Annotated in this window: 13 protein-coding genes; 6 read left to right on the top strand and 7 right to left on the bottom strand. The window is 37.7% G+C overall.

What is annotated here, in order from left to right:
• Positions 1-27: 27 nt before the first annotated feature.
• Together IEX65_RS00065 and IEX65_RS00060 are read left to right on the top strand one after the other, a co-directional pair.
• Positions 28-1,092 carry a DUF4249 domain-containing protein gene (locus IEX65_RS00065; RefSeq protein WP_188763399.1) on the top strand — a complete coding sequence of 355 codons (1,065 nt, stop codon included), beginning with the start codon at positions 28-30 and terminating at the stop codon, positions 1,090-1,092.
• A gap of 10 nt (positions 1,093-1,102) precedes the next feature.
• On the top strand, positions 1,103-2,164 hold the full coding sequence (locus IEX65_RS00060; protein WP_188763397.1) for a DUF4249 domain-containing protein: 1,062 nt from the start codon (positions 1,103-1,105) through the stop codon (positions 2,162-2,164).
• Here the strand turns inward: IEX65_RS00060 and IEX65_RS00055 are convergent.
• The 4 genes from IEX65_RS00055 to IEX65_RS00040 form a co-directional block, all read right to left on the bottom strand.
• Positions 2,161-2,508, bottom strand: a complete 348-nt coding sequence (locus IEX65_RS00055) for a LytR/AlgR family response regulator transcription factor (protein ID WP_188763395.1) — start codon at positions 2,506-2,508, stop codon at positions 2,161-2,163. The genes IEX65_RS00060 and IEX65_RS00055 overlap by 4 nt on opposite strands.
• A 142-nt stretch (positions 2,509-2,650) precedes the next feature.
• Complete coding sequence (locus tag IEX65_RS00050; protein ID WP_188763393.1) at positions 2,651-4,597, bottom strand: sensor histidine kinase; 1,947 nt, start codon at positions 4,595-4,597, stop codon at positions 2,651-2,653.
• A 4-nt stretch (positions 4,598-4,601) separates the two neighbouring features.
• On the bottom strand, positions 4,602-6,437 hold the full coding sequence (locus IEX65_RS00045) for a histidine kinase (RefSeq protein ID WP_188763391.1): 1,836 nt from the start codon (positions 6,435-6,437) through the stop codon (positions 4,602-4,604).
• A 174-nt stretch (positions 6,438-6,611) separates the two neighbouring features.
• On the bottom strand, positions 6,612-7,355 hold the full coding sequence (locus IEX65_RS00040) for a LytR/AlgR family response regulator transcription factor (RefSeq protein WP_188763389.1): 744 nt from the start codon (positions 7,353-7,355) through the stop codon (positions 6,612-6,614).
• Between the two features lie 305 nt (positions 7,356-7,660).
• Here IEX65_RS00040 and IEX65_RS00035 point away from each other — a divergent pair, with 305 nt between their 5' ends.
• Positions 7,661-8,944, top strand: a complete 1,284-nt coding sequence (locus IEX65_RS00035; protein ID WP_188763387.1) for a citrate synthase — start codon at positions 7,661-7,663, stop codon at positions 8,942-8,944.
• 101 nt (positions 8,945-9,045) lie between these two features.
• On the opposite strand, the gene IEX65_RS00030 is transcribed toward IEX65_RS00035, so the two are convergent.
• On the bottom strand, positions 9,046-9,708 hold the full coding sequence (locus tag IEX65_RS00030) for a riboflavin synthase (RefSeq protein ID WP_188763385.1): 663 nt from the start codon (positions 9,706-9,708) through the stop codon (positions 9,046-9,048).
• A 127-nt stretch (positions 9,709-9,835) separates the two neighbouring features.
• On the opposite strand from IEX65_RS00030, the gene IEX65_RS00025 reads away from it, so the two are divergent.
• Entirely contained in the window at positions 9,836-10,426 is a 591-nt protein-coding gene (locus tag IEX65_RS00025) for a DUF1684 domain-containing protein (protein ID WP_188763383.1), read from the top strand.
• A 93-nt stretch (positions 10,427-10,519) separates the two neighbouring features.
• Complete coding sequence (locus tag IEX65_RS00020; protein WP_188763381.1) at positions 10,520-12,979, top strand: zinc-dependent metalloprotease; 2,460 nt, start codon at positions 10,520-10,522, stop codon at positions 12,977-12,979.
• A 107-nt stretch (positions 12,980-13,086) separates the two neighbouring features.
• Here the strand turns inward: IEX65_RS00020 and IEX65_RS00015 are convergent, their stop codons facing one another.
• Both IEX65_RS00015 and IEX65_RS00010 read right to left on the bottom strand, forming a co-directional pair.
• Positions 13,087-13,905 carry a DUF3298 and DUF4163 domain-containing protein gene (locus IEX65_RS00015; RefSeq protein ID WP_188763379.1) on the bottom strand — a complete coding sequence of 273 codons (819 nt, stop codon included), beginning with the start codon at positions 13,903-13,905 and terminating at the stop codon, positions 13,087-13,089.
• 137 nt (positions 13,906-14,042) lie between these two features.
• Positions 14,043-15,365: an alpha-L-fucosidase gene (locus IEX65_RS00010; RefSeq protein WP_188763377.1), complete on the bottom strand. Its 1,323-nt coding sequence runs from the start codon at positions 15,363-15,365 to the stop codon at positions 14,043-14,045.
• A 149-nt stretch (positions 15,366-15,514) separates the two neighbouring features.
• Here IEX65_RS00010 and IEX65_RS00005 point away from each other — a divergent pair, with 149 nt between their 5' ends.
• A complete protein-coding gene (locus IEX65_RS00005) occupies positions 15,515-16,354 on the top strand; it encodes an endonuclease/exonuclease/phosphatase family protein (protein ID WP_188763375.1) in 840 nt (279 codons plus the stop codon).
• The last annotated feature ends 136 nt before the right edge of the window (positions 16,355-16,490 follow it).

Genomic DNA, 16,490 nt, shown 5'->3' with positions numbered 1-16,490 from the left:
TATCGAAACACATAACTATTCAAAAACTTGAAATTTCTCAACCGAATACTCGCCGCTTTAGTGCTTTTTAGCCTAATAGCTTGTGTTGATGTTTTCGACCCCAAATTAGTAGGCGGAAAACCGAAAATTGTTTTTGAAGGTACATTGACAAATTTGGTTGGGCCGTATTTTTTTCAGTTGAGTTATTCGGCGGGATATAATAGCCAAGAAAGTGTTTTTGATAAATATGTAAATGCCGCAAAAGTTTGGATAACTGATGAAAAATCAAATCGTACGGATTTGATTGATATGAATAAGGGGCAATTCAGCACTCCCGATGGTTTTAAGGGAGAAGTCGGAAAAACATATCAAGTACATATCAGATTGAGTGATGGAACAAGCTATGAAAGCGAATCCGAAACGATGCGAATGACGCCTTCTATCGAGAAGGTTTATAGTGAGTTTAAGCTTACAACCACACCAAGACCCAAATATAGAGGCGTTTTTAATATATATGTTGATGTAAAAGACCCTGCAACCGAAGGTGATTTTTATCGTTGGAAGTGGGTGCATTATGAAAGAGCCAATTATTGCTCTCAATATACAGTGACAGGTGATAGACCTCAAATTTTCTATCAGAAATGTTGTACTGATTGCTGGAATACAATAAGTTGTCTGGGATGTGTAGTTTTGGCATCAGATAATTTGGTAAATGGAAATACATTAAAAAAACAATTTGTTGCCCAAATTCCATTTGATAACATAACGGGGTATTATATGCTCATTGAACAAATGAGTTTATCTCGTAAAGCATATACCTTTTGGCGGAATGTTGACCAACAAGCCAATAATTCGGGCGGGATTTTTGATACTGCTCCAGCGGCTATTCGTGGAAACTTGAAAAATGTAAACGATGATTCGGATATAATATTAGGGTATTTTCAAGTATCGGCCATTGAGCAAAAAGCAGTGTATATTCAGCGAAACAACCTCGGAATTGTGCCATTTGGGTTTAATTTGAATGAAGGGAGTGTAAATTATGCTCCTAATTGTGAAGTATGCAAAGAGAGTCCATACCGTACAGCCAAACGTCCGTTGAATTGGGTAGATTAATATAAGACTTATGAAATTTTTTATTCAACTTTTTATTGCTTTTTTTTGTGTTTTGCTCATTGCCTGTGTCGATGAATTTGACCCAAAACTTGTTGGTGGTACTCCCTCAATTGTTTTTGAAGGTACTTTGACCGACCAACCTGGGCCGCACTATTTTGTGTTGAGTTTTTCGGCAGGATATAACAGTAAAGAAAGTGTTTTTGATAAATATGTTAATGCCGCAAAAGTTTGGATAACTGATGCCAAAGGCCTGCGAACTGACCTAAATGATTTGAATCGTGGCCAATTTAGTACGCCCGATGGTTTTCGTGGCCAAGTCGGTAATACCTATACGCTTCACGTACGCACCAGCGATGGAGTAGAATATGCCAGTAACGCTGAGCCAATGCGTGCTTCGCCTGCCATTGATAAAGTCTATACCGAATTCAAACTCACTACCACACCTCGCCCACAATATCGAGGTATGTTTAATGTATATGTAGATGTAAAAGACCCAGCTACAGAAGGAGACTATTATCGTTGGACTTGGAAAAACTACCAAAAAGCTGGTTTTTGTGAAGTTTATACGGTGCCACGCACTGACCCTCCCGTACGATATTTGCGTAAATGTTGCGAAGATTGCTGGAATATAACGCAATGCTTAGGCTGTGTAAATGTAGCATCTGATAAACTTGTCAATGGACGCACACTGGCCAAACAAAATATTGGTCAGATTCCGTATGATGATACTACACCTTATTATATGCTAATCGAGCAGATGAGTTTGAGTAAAGAAGCGTACCTGTTTTGGTCGAACGTGAAAGCTCAAGCCAGTAATTCGGGGGGAATTTTTGATACTGCCCCTGCAATGATTAAGGGCAATATCAAAAATCTAACAGATGTTACCAAGCCAATGTTGGGCTATTTCCAAGTGTCAGCTGTTACACAGAAGGCGGTTTTTATTCAAAGAAATAACCTGGGTGTTCCGCCATATAGCATTGGTTTAATCGTTTACCCATTCGATATAGAATGTGCGGTTTGTAAAGAAAGTCCATACCGCACTGCTAAACGCCCACTTGATTGGAAAGATTAATTGTTTAACCTTTTGGCTTGACGTCTCGAAACAATGATTTTATCGCCCGTTGTAAGGTGGGCTACGTGTTCTTCTCCATGACGCTCAATGTGTTTGAGGTATTGCATATTGAGCATGAATTTTCGATGCACCCGAGCAAATTGACCTTTAGCTACTAATTGGGTTTCATGGATTTTGAGTGTACGAGACGAAATTACTTTTTTCCCACATTTAAGATGAAATTCGGTATAGTTTTCAAGGCTACTTAGGTACACAACCTCTTCGGGAAGAATACAAGTCTTACCGTGGTCGAACCAAATGAGTTGAGGGTCACAAAAGTTGGGTTTTGTATAGAAAGTTTTCATGGCTTTTTGGAGTTTTTTTACATTCCAAAATTGCAAATAAACTCTTCATTATAATAGTTGCATTTAGTATTTGGTAGGTTTGGTGGATATTTGGTAGGTTTGAGTTATTATTTGGCGGTACTTTTTTTATTGAATGGTATTTTTACTCTACCGGAATACGTATAATTACCTTTGTACCTTCACTCACATTCATAGCCGTTTTTTTATCTTCGATTTGTATTTCAATAAAAAAATCATTCGATTGCCCCAGTAGATTGATTCTTTCATCATTGATGCTCATACCCATTGATTGGTATTTGGGTGTATTTTTGCGTAGGAGCGAGGCTTGTTCTCTCCCGATGCCGTTATCTTCGATTTCGATACTGATATATTTTGGATTTTCATTAGAAATCTTGAGCGACAAAATCCTAATCCCGTGTTTATTCATCAGACCATGCTTGATTGCATTTTCAATATATGGTTGCAAAAGCATCGGCGGAATCATGATTTCATTGGTATCAATGGTAGGGTCGAGGTCATAATTAAAGACAAAATTTTCTTCAAATCGGCGTTTTTCGAGACTCACATAAAGCAAGGCTATTTCGAGTTCGTTGCTTAACGAAATTAATTGTTCTTTAGAATACTGTAAAATGGCTCGCATCAAAGTAGAAAAATCGGTCAGATATTCAGAGGCTTCGGTCGAGCGATGAGTTAGGATATAGCTTTTGATAGAGTTTAGGCTATTAAATACAAAGTGAGGGTTTATTTGCGAGCGTAGTGTCTGAAGCTCCGATTCCATCATTGATTTATGCAATGACTTTTGTTCTTTCTGAATATTATAGCTTTTGATGCCGATGGCTATCGAAAAAAAGAAAACTTCAAGCAATGTACCTGCCACAAACATGATACTCGGGTCGATTCTGAATAATACCATCGGCGTATTATTGAAATAATGTGTAAGAAAACCCGCCAACCCACCAATCATCAGAAAAGTGCTACCTACTTGGATATTGCGTGCAATCCGACCTTTTGCTTTGAATATGGTGAATAAAAGCACAAAATTCAGAATCGGAAAAATATCTTGGAAGGTCCAGTAAAGACTCGTACTCCAATCTAAGCGTTTTAGTATAGATAAAATAAAAATATCAACTACCAACATGATGGCCAAACCGATAATCGTCCAACGGAAAAGTTTAGCAACCAGTGGGGTTTGTTTTTTTAGTTCAAGAAATTCAAAAATAAATAAGAAGTAAAAGATATGAGTCAGAAAAACATAAATATTACTGTTTCCTGTAAATTTTAAGAATGGTAAATGATTGAAAATTAAGTGTGTGTAAGGCGAATGTTCGTATTCCCATAAGTTAAAGAGTCCTATCGAAATTGTATAAAAAGCATAATAGAGGTAATAAATTTGGCGGTCGAGTAAATAGAACATCAATACAAACAAGGCCACAAAAAACAATACGGATACCAAAAAGCCGTAGGCAATCAAATACACGTATTCATCATAGAAAGCATTGAGTTTATGCAGATTTACCCATGACTTGCTACTTAAAATTGGACGAATTGCAAAGTCTTCACGAGGATAATCATTGATTTTTGCATAAAATACATAGACAGTATTAGGCAAAAAACTAATAGGCATATATTGGTCGTCGGAGCGGAAAGGGCGTTGTTGCTTACTAAACCTTTCTTGAGTCTCGGTAATTTTCTTGAATTGATTTTTCTCAAAGCGAAAAAGCGTAGTAGATTCATGCAACCCCGTGGTTAGTAATAAATTAAGCGTATCATCAGTTGGGTTTTCAACCGTTAATTTTAACCAATAGTCATACCTGTATGCTTTGATTAAACTTTTAGGTATCTCGAAGCTGATTAATGGCAAAAATTGCTCTTGAGATAGGCTGTTTAGTGAAATTTTGGCTGATGAATCAACAAAGAGCATCGCTTGTGAACTACAATCAATAAAACCCGATTTGTCGATTTTTGTATGTAGTTTAATCTGTGCAAAAACGGTGGTTGTTCTAAAAAAGATACATATCATTGGCAAGAAAAGATTAAATAAAATCTTCTTGCTGAGTGCTTGCTCAATATGTATTTTTAAATGTTTCAAATGCTTAAATAGGTAAGGTAATTACTACAGTTGTTCCTTCCGAATGTCCATCGGGCGATTTTTTATCAATAATTTCTATCTCAATATGCAAATCGTTGGTAATTCCCAGAAGTTGCACACGTTCATTATTGATACTCATACCCATTGATTGATGTTTGAGCGTATTTTTTCGCTGTAAGGAAGCCTGTTCTCTGCCGATTCCGTTGTCATCAATCGTGATAATTATTTCGTCATCACTTTTTTTTTTGATACTCAATCCCAAAATTCTATCATCGGTTTTGCCCATTAAACCGTGCTTGATAGCATTTTCGATATAGGGCTGCAAGAGCATTGGTGGAATAAGTATTTCGTCGGGTTTGATGTTTTTATCAAGATAATAATTGAAAGTAAAGCCTTCTTCAAAACGCAAATTTTCGAGTTTTACGTAAAGAAGCGTTGTTTCTAATTCATCGCTCAATGAAATAAATTTATCTTTCGACTGCTGCAAAATAGCCCTCATGAGGGTCGAAAAATCGGTCAAATACTCTGAGGCTTCCAATTGGCGGTCTTTCAGAATATATGCTTTGATTGAATTAAGACTATTAAAAATAAAGTGTGGATTGATTTGCGAACGCAGCGTACGTAATTCTGATTCTTTGATTGAGCGAATCAGGCGGTTTCGATTACGCTGAGAAATCCATGTTTTGTAAGCCAAAGCCATCGAAAAACAGAAGATTTCAATCAAAACTGCATAGTTTAGTCCAAAACTCGGAGCGAGCCGCATCAGTACATTATCAGCTGGTTTGATGAGTAAGAGTTGTTCGAGAAAACCAACGATTGCTCCTACTATCAAAACCGTGCTACCGATTTGAATATACCGAACAAAAGGCCCTTTGAGGCGATAAAGTTGAACCGTGCCGTAAATACCAAAAATAGCAATCAAAGGTTGGGTTAGAATCCAGATTTTACCTCCAAGCGAATAATCATTCAGTACAAAATTGACAAAGGTATCTATTACCAAAAGCCCAATAAGAATTTTGATGTAGCCAACCAGCACTTTACTGAATTTGGGTGCTATTTTAGGTAATTCCAGAAATTCGTAGTGAAAAAGGTAGTAGAAAATATTAGTAATGAGCAAATACGTATTGTTATTTGCAGAAAACTTTAATGAGGGTAAGTGGCTGAAAATCAGTATAATATATGGCGAATGTTCAACAGCCCAAAAACCAAATAACACCAGAAAAAAAAGATAGAACCCGTAGTATAGGTAGTAGCGTTTACGTTCAATAAAAAACATAATGAACATATAAGTTGCTACAAACAGCAAAACAGAAATATAGATACCATCATGCACAAAGTAAATATATTCATCGTCAAATGCTCTGATTTTATCTTCGTATTCTGCCGCATAGCTTACCAGTTTAGGTGTAAGTTTGAAGTATAGCTGCGGGTGTTCGGTTACCTTTATGAATAATTCGTACGATTTTTTTGGCTCAAACTTCAAAGGCAAATATGATTCATCAAATTTATAGGTTCTTTGGTTGGGTCGTAGTGCCTGATTGGTAGTTTGGAGTTTTATGAACGCTCTGCCTTGTTTTCTAAAAACATCAATACTTTTATGAACGCCAGTCGTAAACAATACATTAATACTCGTGTCGGAGGGGTTGTTTACCGTCAGTTTTAACCAAAAATTATATTGATAGTATTCGGTAGAAAGCTGTGCAAATGCAAAATCTTTTAATGGCCTAAATAACTGTTTGTCAGCTTCATTTATGCTTAGTTTACTGGTCGAATCTATAAAAAGGGTAGTGTTTGGGGTGGCGTCAACCAAACCTTCATCATTCAGGTGCTGAGATAGCATTATCGGAACAGTTTTTTGTGCAAAACTGTAATTAAGGCTAAAAACTAAGCAAACTATGACAAGCTGTATAAATCGCAAGTAAGTATTAATTCAAGATTTTATGCACTAAATATTTTGTATTTGTCTGATAATAAGGTATTTAATTCTCAGTTCTCAATTCTCAATTATTTTTCACTATCTCACTAAATCCATTAATTTTATACGATTAGCTCTCGAAACCTGCAAGGTTGCTCCGTTGGTCATTACCACGTAGCCTCCTTCTCCTTTGACATATTTTTTGATATATGCCATATTGACCAAATATGATTGATGAATGCGTACGAATGGATGATTTGAGAGTAAGGCCTCTAAATCTTTGAGGGTTCGAGAAATCAAGATTTTTTCTTTGTTGGTCATGTAAATCCGAGAATAATTACCGTCGGCCTCGGCATAAACAATATCAGTTATCGAAATAAATTCCAATCCTTCGGGAGTTGGTACAGCCACATTCGGTTTGTGGTGAATACCGCCCCGCATATTGGCCAGAAGAAGCTCTAAGTTTTGTAAATCAACTTGTTTGTGCTGTTTTTGTCGAACTTTATCAACCGCTCGAATGAGCTTTTCTTTTGATACTGGTTTCAATAAATAATCAATGGCACAAAACTCAAAAGCCGTAAGAGCAAAGGCATCGTATGCAGTGCAAAATATAACTTCAAAATTGATTTTAGGGATTTTCAACAGAAAGTCAAAACCATTGATTTGAGGCATACTGATGTCCAAAAAAATCATATCAGGTATTAAAGTATCAAGTACTTCGAGAGCTTTTTCGGCCGATTGGCATTTAGCCAAAACCTTCACATCGGGGCAGTAAGTTTGTAGTTCTATTTCGAGTGTGTCTAAACACCCTTTTTCGTCGTCTATTAGAATGGCGGTTAGCATAATTTTTATAATTTCGGGAAAGTGAAGCTACAAAAAAAAACTGAAATTATAATTATCTATAGAAATTGAGCAAACTTTTTATGACCGAAATAAGTTGTATAAGTTATAAAAGTATCTATAATTGCAAAAAAGTATAATAATTAGAAAACTGTAAATTAAATTATTGTTGTTACGACAAATATTTTTTGGTAGTCGATGCTTTTTGCAGTTTTTTTACTAATATTGTCACCGAATTAACAAAATAATTCATCAGCGAATTTCAATAATACAAACGGGCGGTGTCCCGCATAATCTTAATGTTTCTTATGGCTGGTACAGCAGAAATAATACTTGACGGTAAAACATACCAATATCCCACCATCGAGGGTACAGAAGGCGAAAAAGCAATTGACATTGCCAAACTTCGTGATGAAACTGGTTATATCACAATTGATAGCGGTTATAAAAATACAGGTGCTACCAAAAGTGCAATCACGTTTTTGGATGGAGAGTTAGGCATATTGCATTATCGTGGCTACTCGATTGAAGACCTTGCTGAAAAGGCTAATTTTTTGGAAGTTGCTTATTTATTAATCTATGGCGAGTTGCCAACAACTGAGCAATACAGCAAATTCGAGCATGATATTCGTACACACACAATCGTGAACGAAGATATGCGTCGAATCTTCAATGGTTTCCCTGTAAACGCACACCCAATGGGCGTTATGTCGTCGTTGGTAAGTGCTATGAGTGGTTTCTACCCAGATTCGTATGATGATAAAGCTCCAGACCGTACTGAAACGCACATCATCCGTTTGTTGGCTAAATTCCCAACTTTGGCTACTTGGTGCTACAAGAAATCGCACGGACACCCAATCAATTATCCGAAAAATTCATTGGATTACTGCTCAAACTTCTTGCACATGATGTTCTCGCTTCCAGTAGAAGATTATCATGTTGACCCAATCGTTTCAGCAGCATTAAATAAATTATTGATTCTTCACGCTGACCACGAACAAAACTGCTCGACATCGACAGTACGTTTGGTTGGTTCATCGAAAGCAAATATTTACTCTTCAATCTCGGCAGGTATTTCAGCTCTTTGGGGACCACTACATGGTGGAGCAAACCAAGAGGTAATCGAAATGCTTGAAGAAATCAAAGCCGATGGTGGTGATGTAATGAAGTTTGTAAACAAAGCGAAAGATAAAAATTCAGGTTTCCGCTTGATGGGCTTTGGCCACAGAGTTTACAAAAACTTCGACCCACGTGCCAGAATCATCAAAAAAGCAGCCGATGATATTTTAGGTAAATTGGGCGTAAACGACCCAGTTCTTGAAATTGCAAAAGGCTTAGAAGAAGCAGCTTTACACGATGATTATTTCGTTTCAAGAAAATTATATCCAAACGTTGACTTCTACTCAGGTATCATTTACCGTGCGTTAGGTATCCCGACGAATATGTTTACGGTAATGTTTGCCTTGGGCCGTCTCCCAGGATGGATTGCTCAATGGAAAGAAATGAGAGCTAACAAAGAGCCAATTGGTCGCCCACGTCAGATTTACACTGGTGCAACTGACCGTCCGTTTGTGCCAATGGCAGAACGTTAAACCGATTTACGAATTGTGATTTACGAATAAAAAAATGGGAGGCAGAAATGCTTCCCATTTTTTGTGTATGACTCTTTCTGAAATATTTGATTGACTTATTTTTACTTCCTCGCCAAAATCTTCAGCATATATTTTCCCAAAATATCAAATTCGAGATTTACTACACTTCCCACACTTAGCTGATGAAAATTGGTATGCTCCCAAGTATATGGAATAATGGCTACGCTAAAACCATTATCTTTTGAGTTTACAACCGTCAGACTCACACCATTGACACAAATTGAGCCTTTTTCTACCGTAATATTATTGTTTGCGGTATCATATTCAAACGAAATTAACCAACTGCCATTTTGGTCTTCGATGGCGGTACAAATACCCGTTTGGTCAACGTGGCCTTGCACAATATGTCCATCAAAACGACCATTGGCTGGCATACAACGCTCTAAGTTTACTTTATCGCCGAGTTTTAGTTTCCCTAAATTTGTCTTTTTGAGTGTTTCGTCAATGGCGGTAACTTTATAAAATGGTGAATGATTAATGGTGGATGGTGAATAGGTATTTTGCTTACTGCCCACTGTTGACTGTGGACCGAGGTCTGTGGACTCTCCTAAACTAACAACCGTCAAACAAACTCCGTTGTGCGATACACTTTGGTCGATTTTTAGTTCATGAGCAATGCTCGATTCAAATGTAAAAGTAAGGTTTGTTCCTTCGGTATGAATATCTACTAATTTGGCCGTAGCCTCTACGATTCCTGTAAACATAATTATCTAATTTTTGAGCTGCGAATAACGGAAATTAAGGTCGGAAAAAGAACAGTTTTTTGCTAAATTTACTAACTTAGCGTAAGGATTAGTTCTACTTATTTTATAACACGCAAACCTTGCAAATATGTTTAAAAACAAAGTTTTTTTAGTAATAATGATACTGGGTATTATCGGAATCATGTTTTATTCGTTGAGTGGGTCAGAAAGTTATACCGATACTGTGAAAAAACAACGTGATACTTTTCTGAAAAATTTGATGAGTGAAGATGATTCTCCAATTGCTTCGCTCAAAGATTTTTCGGGAATAAAATATTTCGATGCTGATAAAAAATTCACCATTGATGCTGATTTTAAGGCTGAAAGTGCAGGACAAGGAATGATTTTGATGACAGATAGCACTCAAACCGAAATTAAAAAAGCAGGAACCGCTACTTTTTCGGTCAATGGAAAGACTTTTACTGTAAGCCTTTTTGATGAAGGCGAACATTTTTTATTTCCGTTTAGAGATTTAACGAGTGGCAAAGAAACTTATGGCGGAGGACGTTTTATCAATATTCCGAAAGACAATCTAAAAGGTGATAAAATCGAAATAGACTTCAATAATTCCCATAATTTTTATTGTGCTTATAATGAAAGTTTCATTTGCCCGATTCCACCCAAAGAAAATTTTATTGATGCTGAAATCAGGGCAGGAGAGAAGAAGTATAAGGAGTAGTAATGTGGTGCGAACATTCTGTTCGCATGACAAAGCGATTTAGTATTATTCAAATTATTCATAATAGCGAACAGGATGTTCGCACCACAAAAAATGAAAAAACACTTCATCAAAACCCTAATCTTTCTAACAATCAGTTCGTTAGCGTTTTCGCAAGAACTCAAAACCATTGAAGCTTTTACCGCTGGAATGGAAAAAAAAGAAGGTTTCTTGACCTTCTACTGGAACGCCAAAGAAAACAAAATTTGGCTCGAAATAGATAAATTCGATACCGAATTGCTCTATTATCCTTCGTTGGCACAAGGCATTGGCTCAAACGATATTGGCCTCGACCGTGGCCGTCTGGGGCAAGAACACGTTGTAAAATTCCAACGTACAGGCAACAAAGTGCTGATGATTGAACCCAACTATGCTTACCGAGCCATTTCAAACGACCCACTCGAACGCAGAGCCGTTGAAGAATCTTTTGCTAAATCGGTTCATTTTGGGTTTGAAGTAAAAGCCGAAAGCAATGGCAAAGTTTTAGTCGATTTAACACCATTTTTATTGCAAGATGCCGTAGGAGCTGTGCAAGATATTGCTCGAACTCGACAAGGAACTTACCGTTTTGATGCGTCAAGAAGTACGGTTTACTTGCCTCATTGTAAAAGTTTTCCGAAAAACACAGAGTTTGAAATGACCATTACGCTCATGGGCGAAAATGCTGGTCAGTATTTGCGTGAAGTTGTGCCAACACCCGCAATTGTAACCATGAATCAGCATCACTCGTTTGTAGAATTACCCGATTTATCAAAAAATGAATTTAAAGCCCGAGAATATGACCCACGCATTGGCTACGGTGGCATCGAATACTTCGATTATGCGACACCTGTGAGCGAGCCAATCATGAAACGCTATATTTCTCGCCATCGTTTGCAGAAAAAAGACCCAACTTCGATGATAAGTGAGGCCGTTAAGCCGATAATCTATTACATGGACCCAGGTGCTCCCGAGCCAATTCGCTCAGCTTTGATGGAAGGAGCTGCGTGGTGGAATCAAGCCTACGAAGCGGCTGGATATAAAGATGCTTTTCAAGTAAAATTGCTGCCTGCCGATGCCGACCCGATGGATATTCGCTATAACCTCATTCAATGGGTACATCGTAGTACACGTGGGTGGTCGTATGGTGCGAGCATCATTGACCCACGCACTGGCGAGATTTTAAAAGGAAAAGTTACACTTGGTTCGTTGCGTGTGCGTCAAGATTTTTTGATTGCTCAAGGATTCTTGGGTAATTATGAAACTGACTCGTCGAAAGTTAAAGAAATCATGCAAATGTCGCTCGACCGCTTGAAACAGTTGGCAGCTCATGAAGTTGGGCATACTTTGGGTTTACCGCATAATTATATCTCAAGTACTGCTGGTCGTGCCTCGGTGATGGATTATCCGCATCCTTTGGTTGATTATGCCAACGGTAAATTTGACCTTTCTCGTGCCTACTCAATGGGAATTGGAGATTACGATAAGGCGTCTATTATTTGGGGTTACCAAGATTTTCCTACAACTGTTAATGAGAAAGTTGAATTAGAGAAAATCGTACAGAACACACTTCGTAAAGGTTTACGCTTTTTGACCGACCAAGATGCTCGCCCAGAAGGTTCGGTAAGTCCGACCACGCACTTGTGGGATAATGGAGCAGATGCCATCACCGAGCTGAAAAGAGTAATGGAATTACGTAGAATTGCTTTACAGAATTTTAACGAAAAGAAAATTACAAAATCGACTCCGATGGCCAATCTGGAAGAGGTTTTAGTGCCAATGTATATGTTTCATCGTTTCCAAGTAGAAGCAGCATCGAAAGTTTTGGGTGGAGCAGATTATAATTTTGCTTTGCGTGGCGATGGTCAAGTAGTTTATGAGCCAGTACCAGCTGCCAAACAACTTGCAGCCTTTAATGCTCTGATGAGTACACTCACGCCGCAGTTTTTGGCAGTTCCTGAGCATATTCTAAAAATGATTCCTCCACGTGCGTTCAGATATGATGCTAATCCACGAGAAACTTTCAAGCGTCATACGGGTCTTGCATTCGACCCACTTGCTCCTGCCGAAGCTGCTGCTGGTTTAACTTTGCGAATGATTCTGAATCCAGAGCGTTGTTCGAGACTCGTGAGCCAAAGAGTTTTGAAAGCTGATTTGCCAACTTTCTCAGAAATAACAAAAGAAATGAATAAAAAGCTGTGGAAGAAGCCAGAAATGGTTGATAATATGAGTTATTACGCCCAAATCGACCGAATGGTGGCGACGCAATATCTCGACCATTTGATGAAGCTGGCAAATAATAAAGAGACCGCATCAGAAGTACGCATGAACGCTTATGCAGCCATTGATGATATTAAGACTTGGGTTTCTGGAAAAATGTTTGATGGAGGAGGTTTTGCAAGACTCACTTTATTGAAAATCAAGCAATTTGAAGAAAATCCAGAAGCAGTTATTTCATCAAACGCACTTACGCCACCTGATGGACAGCCGATTGAATCGGGCTATGATTGGTTAGGAACTGAGTGTGAATGGTAAACCACTGACCGTCTCTGAATAGTTTGTAAAAAAAGGCTTTCAAAACTATGTTTTGAAAGCCTTTTTTTACATTACCGTGGACTATCGACAATTGACGGTGGACTATTTTACCTAATTTCTTTCTTTACAATTGCTCCTAATTCTTGCCAAGTTAAATCGAATGAGATTGGCCCATAAGCATAAGCCGCTGCTTCATAAGGATTATACATGAAAAGCAGTCCAGTTTTTGTTATGGCAATATTTGCTGGCAAAAAGAATGGATTTCCCCAAAAATAGCTTGCTCGGTCGTATTCAAAGTCGTTGTCTTTGGCAAATGCTTTTTGGCTTTTCTCAAACTTTAGTTCTGCAATTTTCTTCAAAGCAGTAGTATCAGAAACCATATCGGTTAGTTTCAGTAAATCACCAGTTTGGGCATTGAAATTCAAATAAGTGATGTTAGAATTTCCATGAGCCCCGCCTGTAAACGAATATACTTGGTAATAAATTGAAATTACTTTTGTTGAAATTAAGAGCGTATCGCCCGAACCTTCGTAATCCCAGCCCATGAGTGGCATATCATCATTTTCGGCTGCTAAATCTTCAAATTCTTTCACAAAACCTTTAGCCAAACTTTCAATCGAACCAGTTTTTGTTGTTTGCACGGTATCATCTATGCTAAAAGTTTGGTCTTTCACCATTTGCTCAATCTGAGCATTGATTTTGCTAATTACAGCTTCATTTCCACCTACGAGTTTCGGATATTTTACACTAAAGCTTGTAATAACGGTATCGCCATCTTTCGTGATTTTAGGTGGTGTTTTAAGGCTATAAGTTACGCTATCAACTTTTATTTCGGCTGAAGCTGTTTCAGTTGTAGTAGTTTCATTTTTACTCTGACAAGACGCTAAAGCGATTATTGACGCAAATAATAGGAGGAGTTTTTTCATTGATTATTGTTTTAGAAGTTTGAATTTCAAAGATATTACCTTTCATTCGAAATTCTATTTTTTGAGAAACAAATGTAAAACAAAGGAGTTTCAAATAGTCTTGAAACTCCTTTAAATGCAATAATACTGAAATTCAATTACTCAGGCGTGTTATACAAAGCCACATTTGAGATGATTGGTTTTGCAAAAGCTTCATCAAACACAATGCGGAGTTCTTTGGCGGTTGTTGTCGGGAAATAAACAATTCTTTTATGCCCTATGGTTGTTGCAAAAGTGAGGTTTTTCCATTCTCCATTCATTTTTGCTTGGATGTAAAACTTCTTTACTCTCTGCCCATAGCGAATATCTTCTTGCACCACAAAGCAATTAAAAGTTTGCGGCTTCATAAGCGTAATATCGTAGGTATCTTTACTGAAATCTTTTTTGAAATTACCAGCAGTCAAGAGATTGTTCTTGAAATAAGTATCTCTCATTTTCTTGAAATCCATCAAGGCTTTTTCATCATTCTCATGAATCAGTCCACGATTATCAACTGGAATATTCAATAAGAGATTTGAGCCACGCCCCACCGACTTATTCCAAATATTCATCAAATCTTTGTCGGTTTTTACTTTATTGTCTTCGTTTTTGTGGTAAAACCAACCTGGACGAATCGATACATCACATTCAGCAGGAATCCAATGAGTTCCTTTTTCATCACCAACATTGAGGTGGGCAGGTTTATCGTACGCAGGGAAAAGTTTATCCCCATTGATAGTTGCCCAGCAAGTTTCGCCCGCAAAACCATTCTCATTTCCTACCCAACGAATATCAGGGCCAGCATCGCTAAAAATTAAAGCATGTGGTTGATAGGTTTTTACGGTTTTGTTAAACAACGGGAAATCATATACTTGGCGTTTACCATTAGGTCCTTCGCCGTTTGCACCATCGAACCAAACTTCAAATAAATCACCGTATTGAGTCGTAATTTCTTTGAGCATATTTACATAGACTTGGTTGTATTCGGGCGTGCCATAAGTTGGGTGATTTCTGTCCCACGGAGAAATGTAAAGTCCCATTTTTAGTCCATATTCTTTGCAAGCGGCCGATAATTCTTTCAAAATATCACCTTTCCCATTTTTCCATTTCGATTCTCTAACGGTGTGTGTAGAATATTTACTTGGGTATAATGCAAAGCCATCGTGATGCTTAGCTGTAAGGATGATTCCTTTCATGCCCGCTGCTTTGCAGATTCTTGCCCATTGGCGGCAATCGAGTTGAGTTGGGTTAAAAATCTCTTCTTTTTCAGTGCCATCGCCCCATTCTTTGTCAGTGAAAGCATTCGGGCCAAAGTGAATAAAAGCGTAATATTCCATATTATGCCATTTTACTTGGTCTGCCGTTGGTGTTACTCCGTAAGGTTTAGGGGTTTGGGCAAAAGAAAAACTCGTGATGAAGAGTAAAATGAGGATTTTTTTCATTTGTATAATAAATTGGATAAGGTTTGAGAATACAAAAATAGAAAATGCGATTAATAATCTGCTAATAATATCTTAATTCGAGGAGCATTTAAAACTTTCAGAAATTATCCTACTTTTGTGAAATAAAACTATGACAAAACCTTAATAAAATGAAAAAAAGTATTCTGTTCTTCCTCATGTCTTTCATGACACTCAACTTATTCGCCCAGAAAAAAACACCAATCACCATTGCTTCTTATAACCTAAGATACAACACTCAAAACGATGGTATTAATGCTTGGCCCAATAGAAAAGAATTGGTAAAAGGGCTGATTCGTTTTCATGAGTTTGATATTTTTGGTATTCAAGAAGGCTTGCGTGGACAGCTTGATGATATTGCCGAAATGGGCGATTTTGCATTTCTTGGCAATGGTCGTGATGATGGTAAACAAGGCGGAGAACATTCTTCGATTTTTTACCGTAAATCTCGCTTTAAAGTTTTAGAATCAGGTGATTTTTGGTTGAGCGAAACGCCAGATGTACCAGGGAAAGGTTGGGACGCCACTTGCTGCAATCGTATCTGTTCGTGGATAAAATTCAAAGACTTGATAACCAAAAAGAGCTTTTATGTTTTCAATGTGCATTTCGACCACCAAGGAGTTGTGGCACGTCGTGAGTCAGGTAAGTTGATGGTGAAGAAAATTCAAGAAATTGCTAAAGATGCGACCGTAATTCTGACAGGAGATTTTAATTCTACCCCCGAAACTGAGCAGATTCAGCACATTCAGACACTTTTGAGCGATTCTAAACAAGTATCGCAAACACCAGCTTATGGCCCCGAAGGTACATTTAACGGTTTTAAATTTGATGCCTCATTAAAGAATCGAATTGACTATATTTTTACTAGTAAACAAATAACTGTATTAAAATATGGCGTTTTGACTGACTCATTTGAACAACGCTATCCATCTGACCATCAGCCAGTTGTGGTGAAGGTGGTGCTTAATTAAAAGAGTTTTTGAATGGGAAATGTGATTCTTTGATTTTTTGTATAAAAAACAAAATAGACATTATCAAATGTAGAGACGTTGCAATGTGCCGAGCGAAGTAGGGTTATACCTGTAAAAAGCGAAACTTGATTGTGCC

Origin of the sequence: Emticicia aquatilis (assembly GCF_014644295.1) — a bacterium.
In the GTDB taxonomy this organism is placed as follows: Bacteria; Bacteroidota; Bacteroidia; order Cytophagales; family Spirosomataceae; genus Emticicia; species Emticicia aquatilis.
The sequence above is the reverse complement of the archived record's forward strand: the minus strand, read 5'-3'. Positions and strand labels throughout refer to the sequence as shown.

Coding starts and splice junctions, on each gene's coding strand:
- IEX65_RS00060 (WP_188763397.1), top strand. CDS start 1,103: ATGAAATTTTTTATTCAACTTTTTATTGCTTTTTTTTGTGTTTTGCTC.
- IEX65_RS00010 (WP_188763377.1), bottom strand. CDS start 15,365: ATGAAAAAAATCCTCATTTTACTCTTCATCACGAGTTTTTCTTTTGCC.
- IEX65_RS00025 (WP_188763383.1), top strand. CDS start 9,836: ATGTTTAAAAACAAAGTTTTTTTAGTAATAATGATACTGGGTATTATC.
- IEX65_RS00045 (WP_188763391.1), bottom strand. CDS start 6,437: ATGCTATCTCAGCACCTGAATGATGAAGGTTTGGTTGACGCCACCCCA.
- IEX65_RS00035 (WP_188763387.1), top strand. CDS start 7,661: ATGGCTGGTACAGCAGAAATAATACTTGACGGTAAAACATACCAATAT.
- IEX65_RS00040 (WP_188763389.1), bottom strand. CDS start 7,355: ATGCTAACCGCCATTCTAATAGACGACGAAAAAGGGTGTTTAGACACA.
- IEX65_RS00020 (WP_188763381.1), top strand. CDS start 10,520: ATGAAAAAACACTTCATCAAAACCCTAATCTTTCTAACAATCAGTTCG.
- IEX65_RS00055 (WP_188763395.1), bottom strand. CDS start 2,508: ATGAAAACTTTCTATACAAAACCCAACTTTTGTGACCCTCAACTCATT.
- IEX65_RS00015 (WP_188763379.1), bottom strand. CDS start 13,905: ATGAAAAAACTCCTCCTATTATTTGCGTCAATAATCGCTTTAGCGTCT.
- IEX65_RS00005 (WP_188763375.1), top strand. CDS start 15,515: ATGAAAAAAAGTATTCTGTTCTTCCTCATGTCTTTCATGACACTCAAC.
- IEX65_RS00030 (WP_188763385.1), bottom strand. CDS start 9,708: ATGTTTACAGGAATCGTAGAGGCTACGGCCAAATTAGTAGATATTCAT.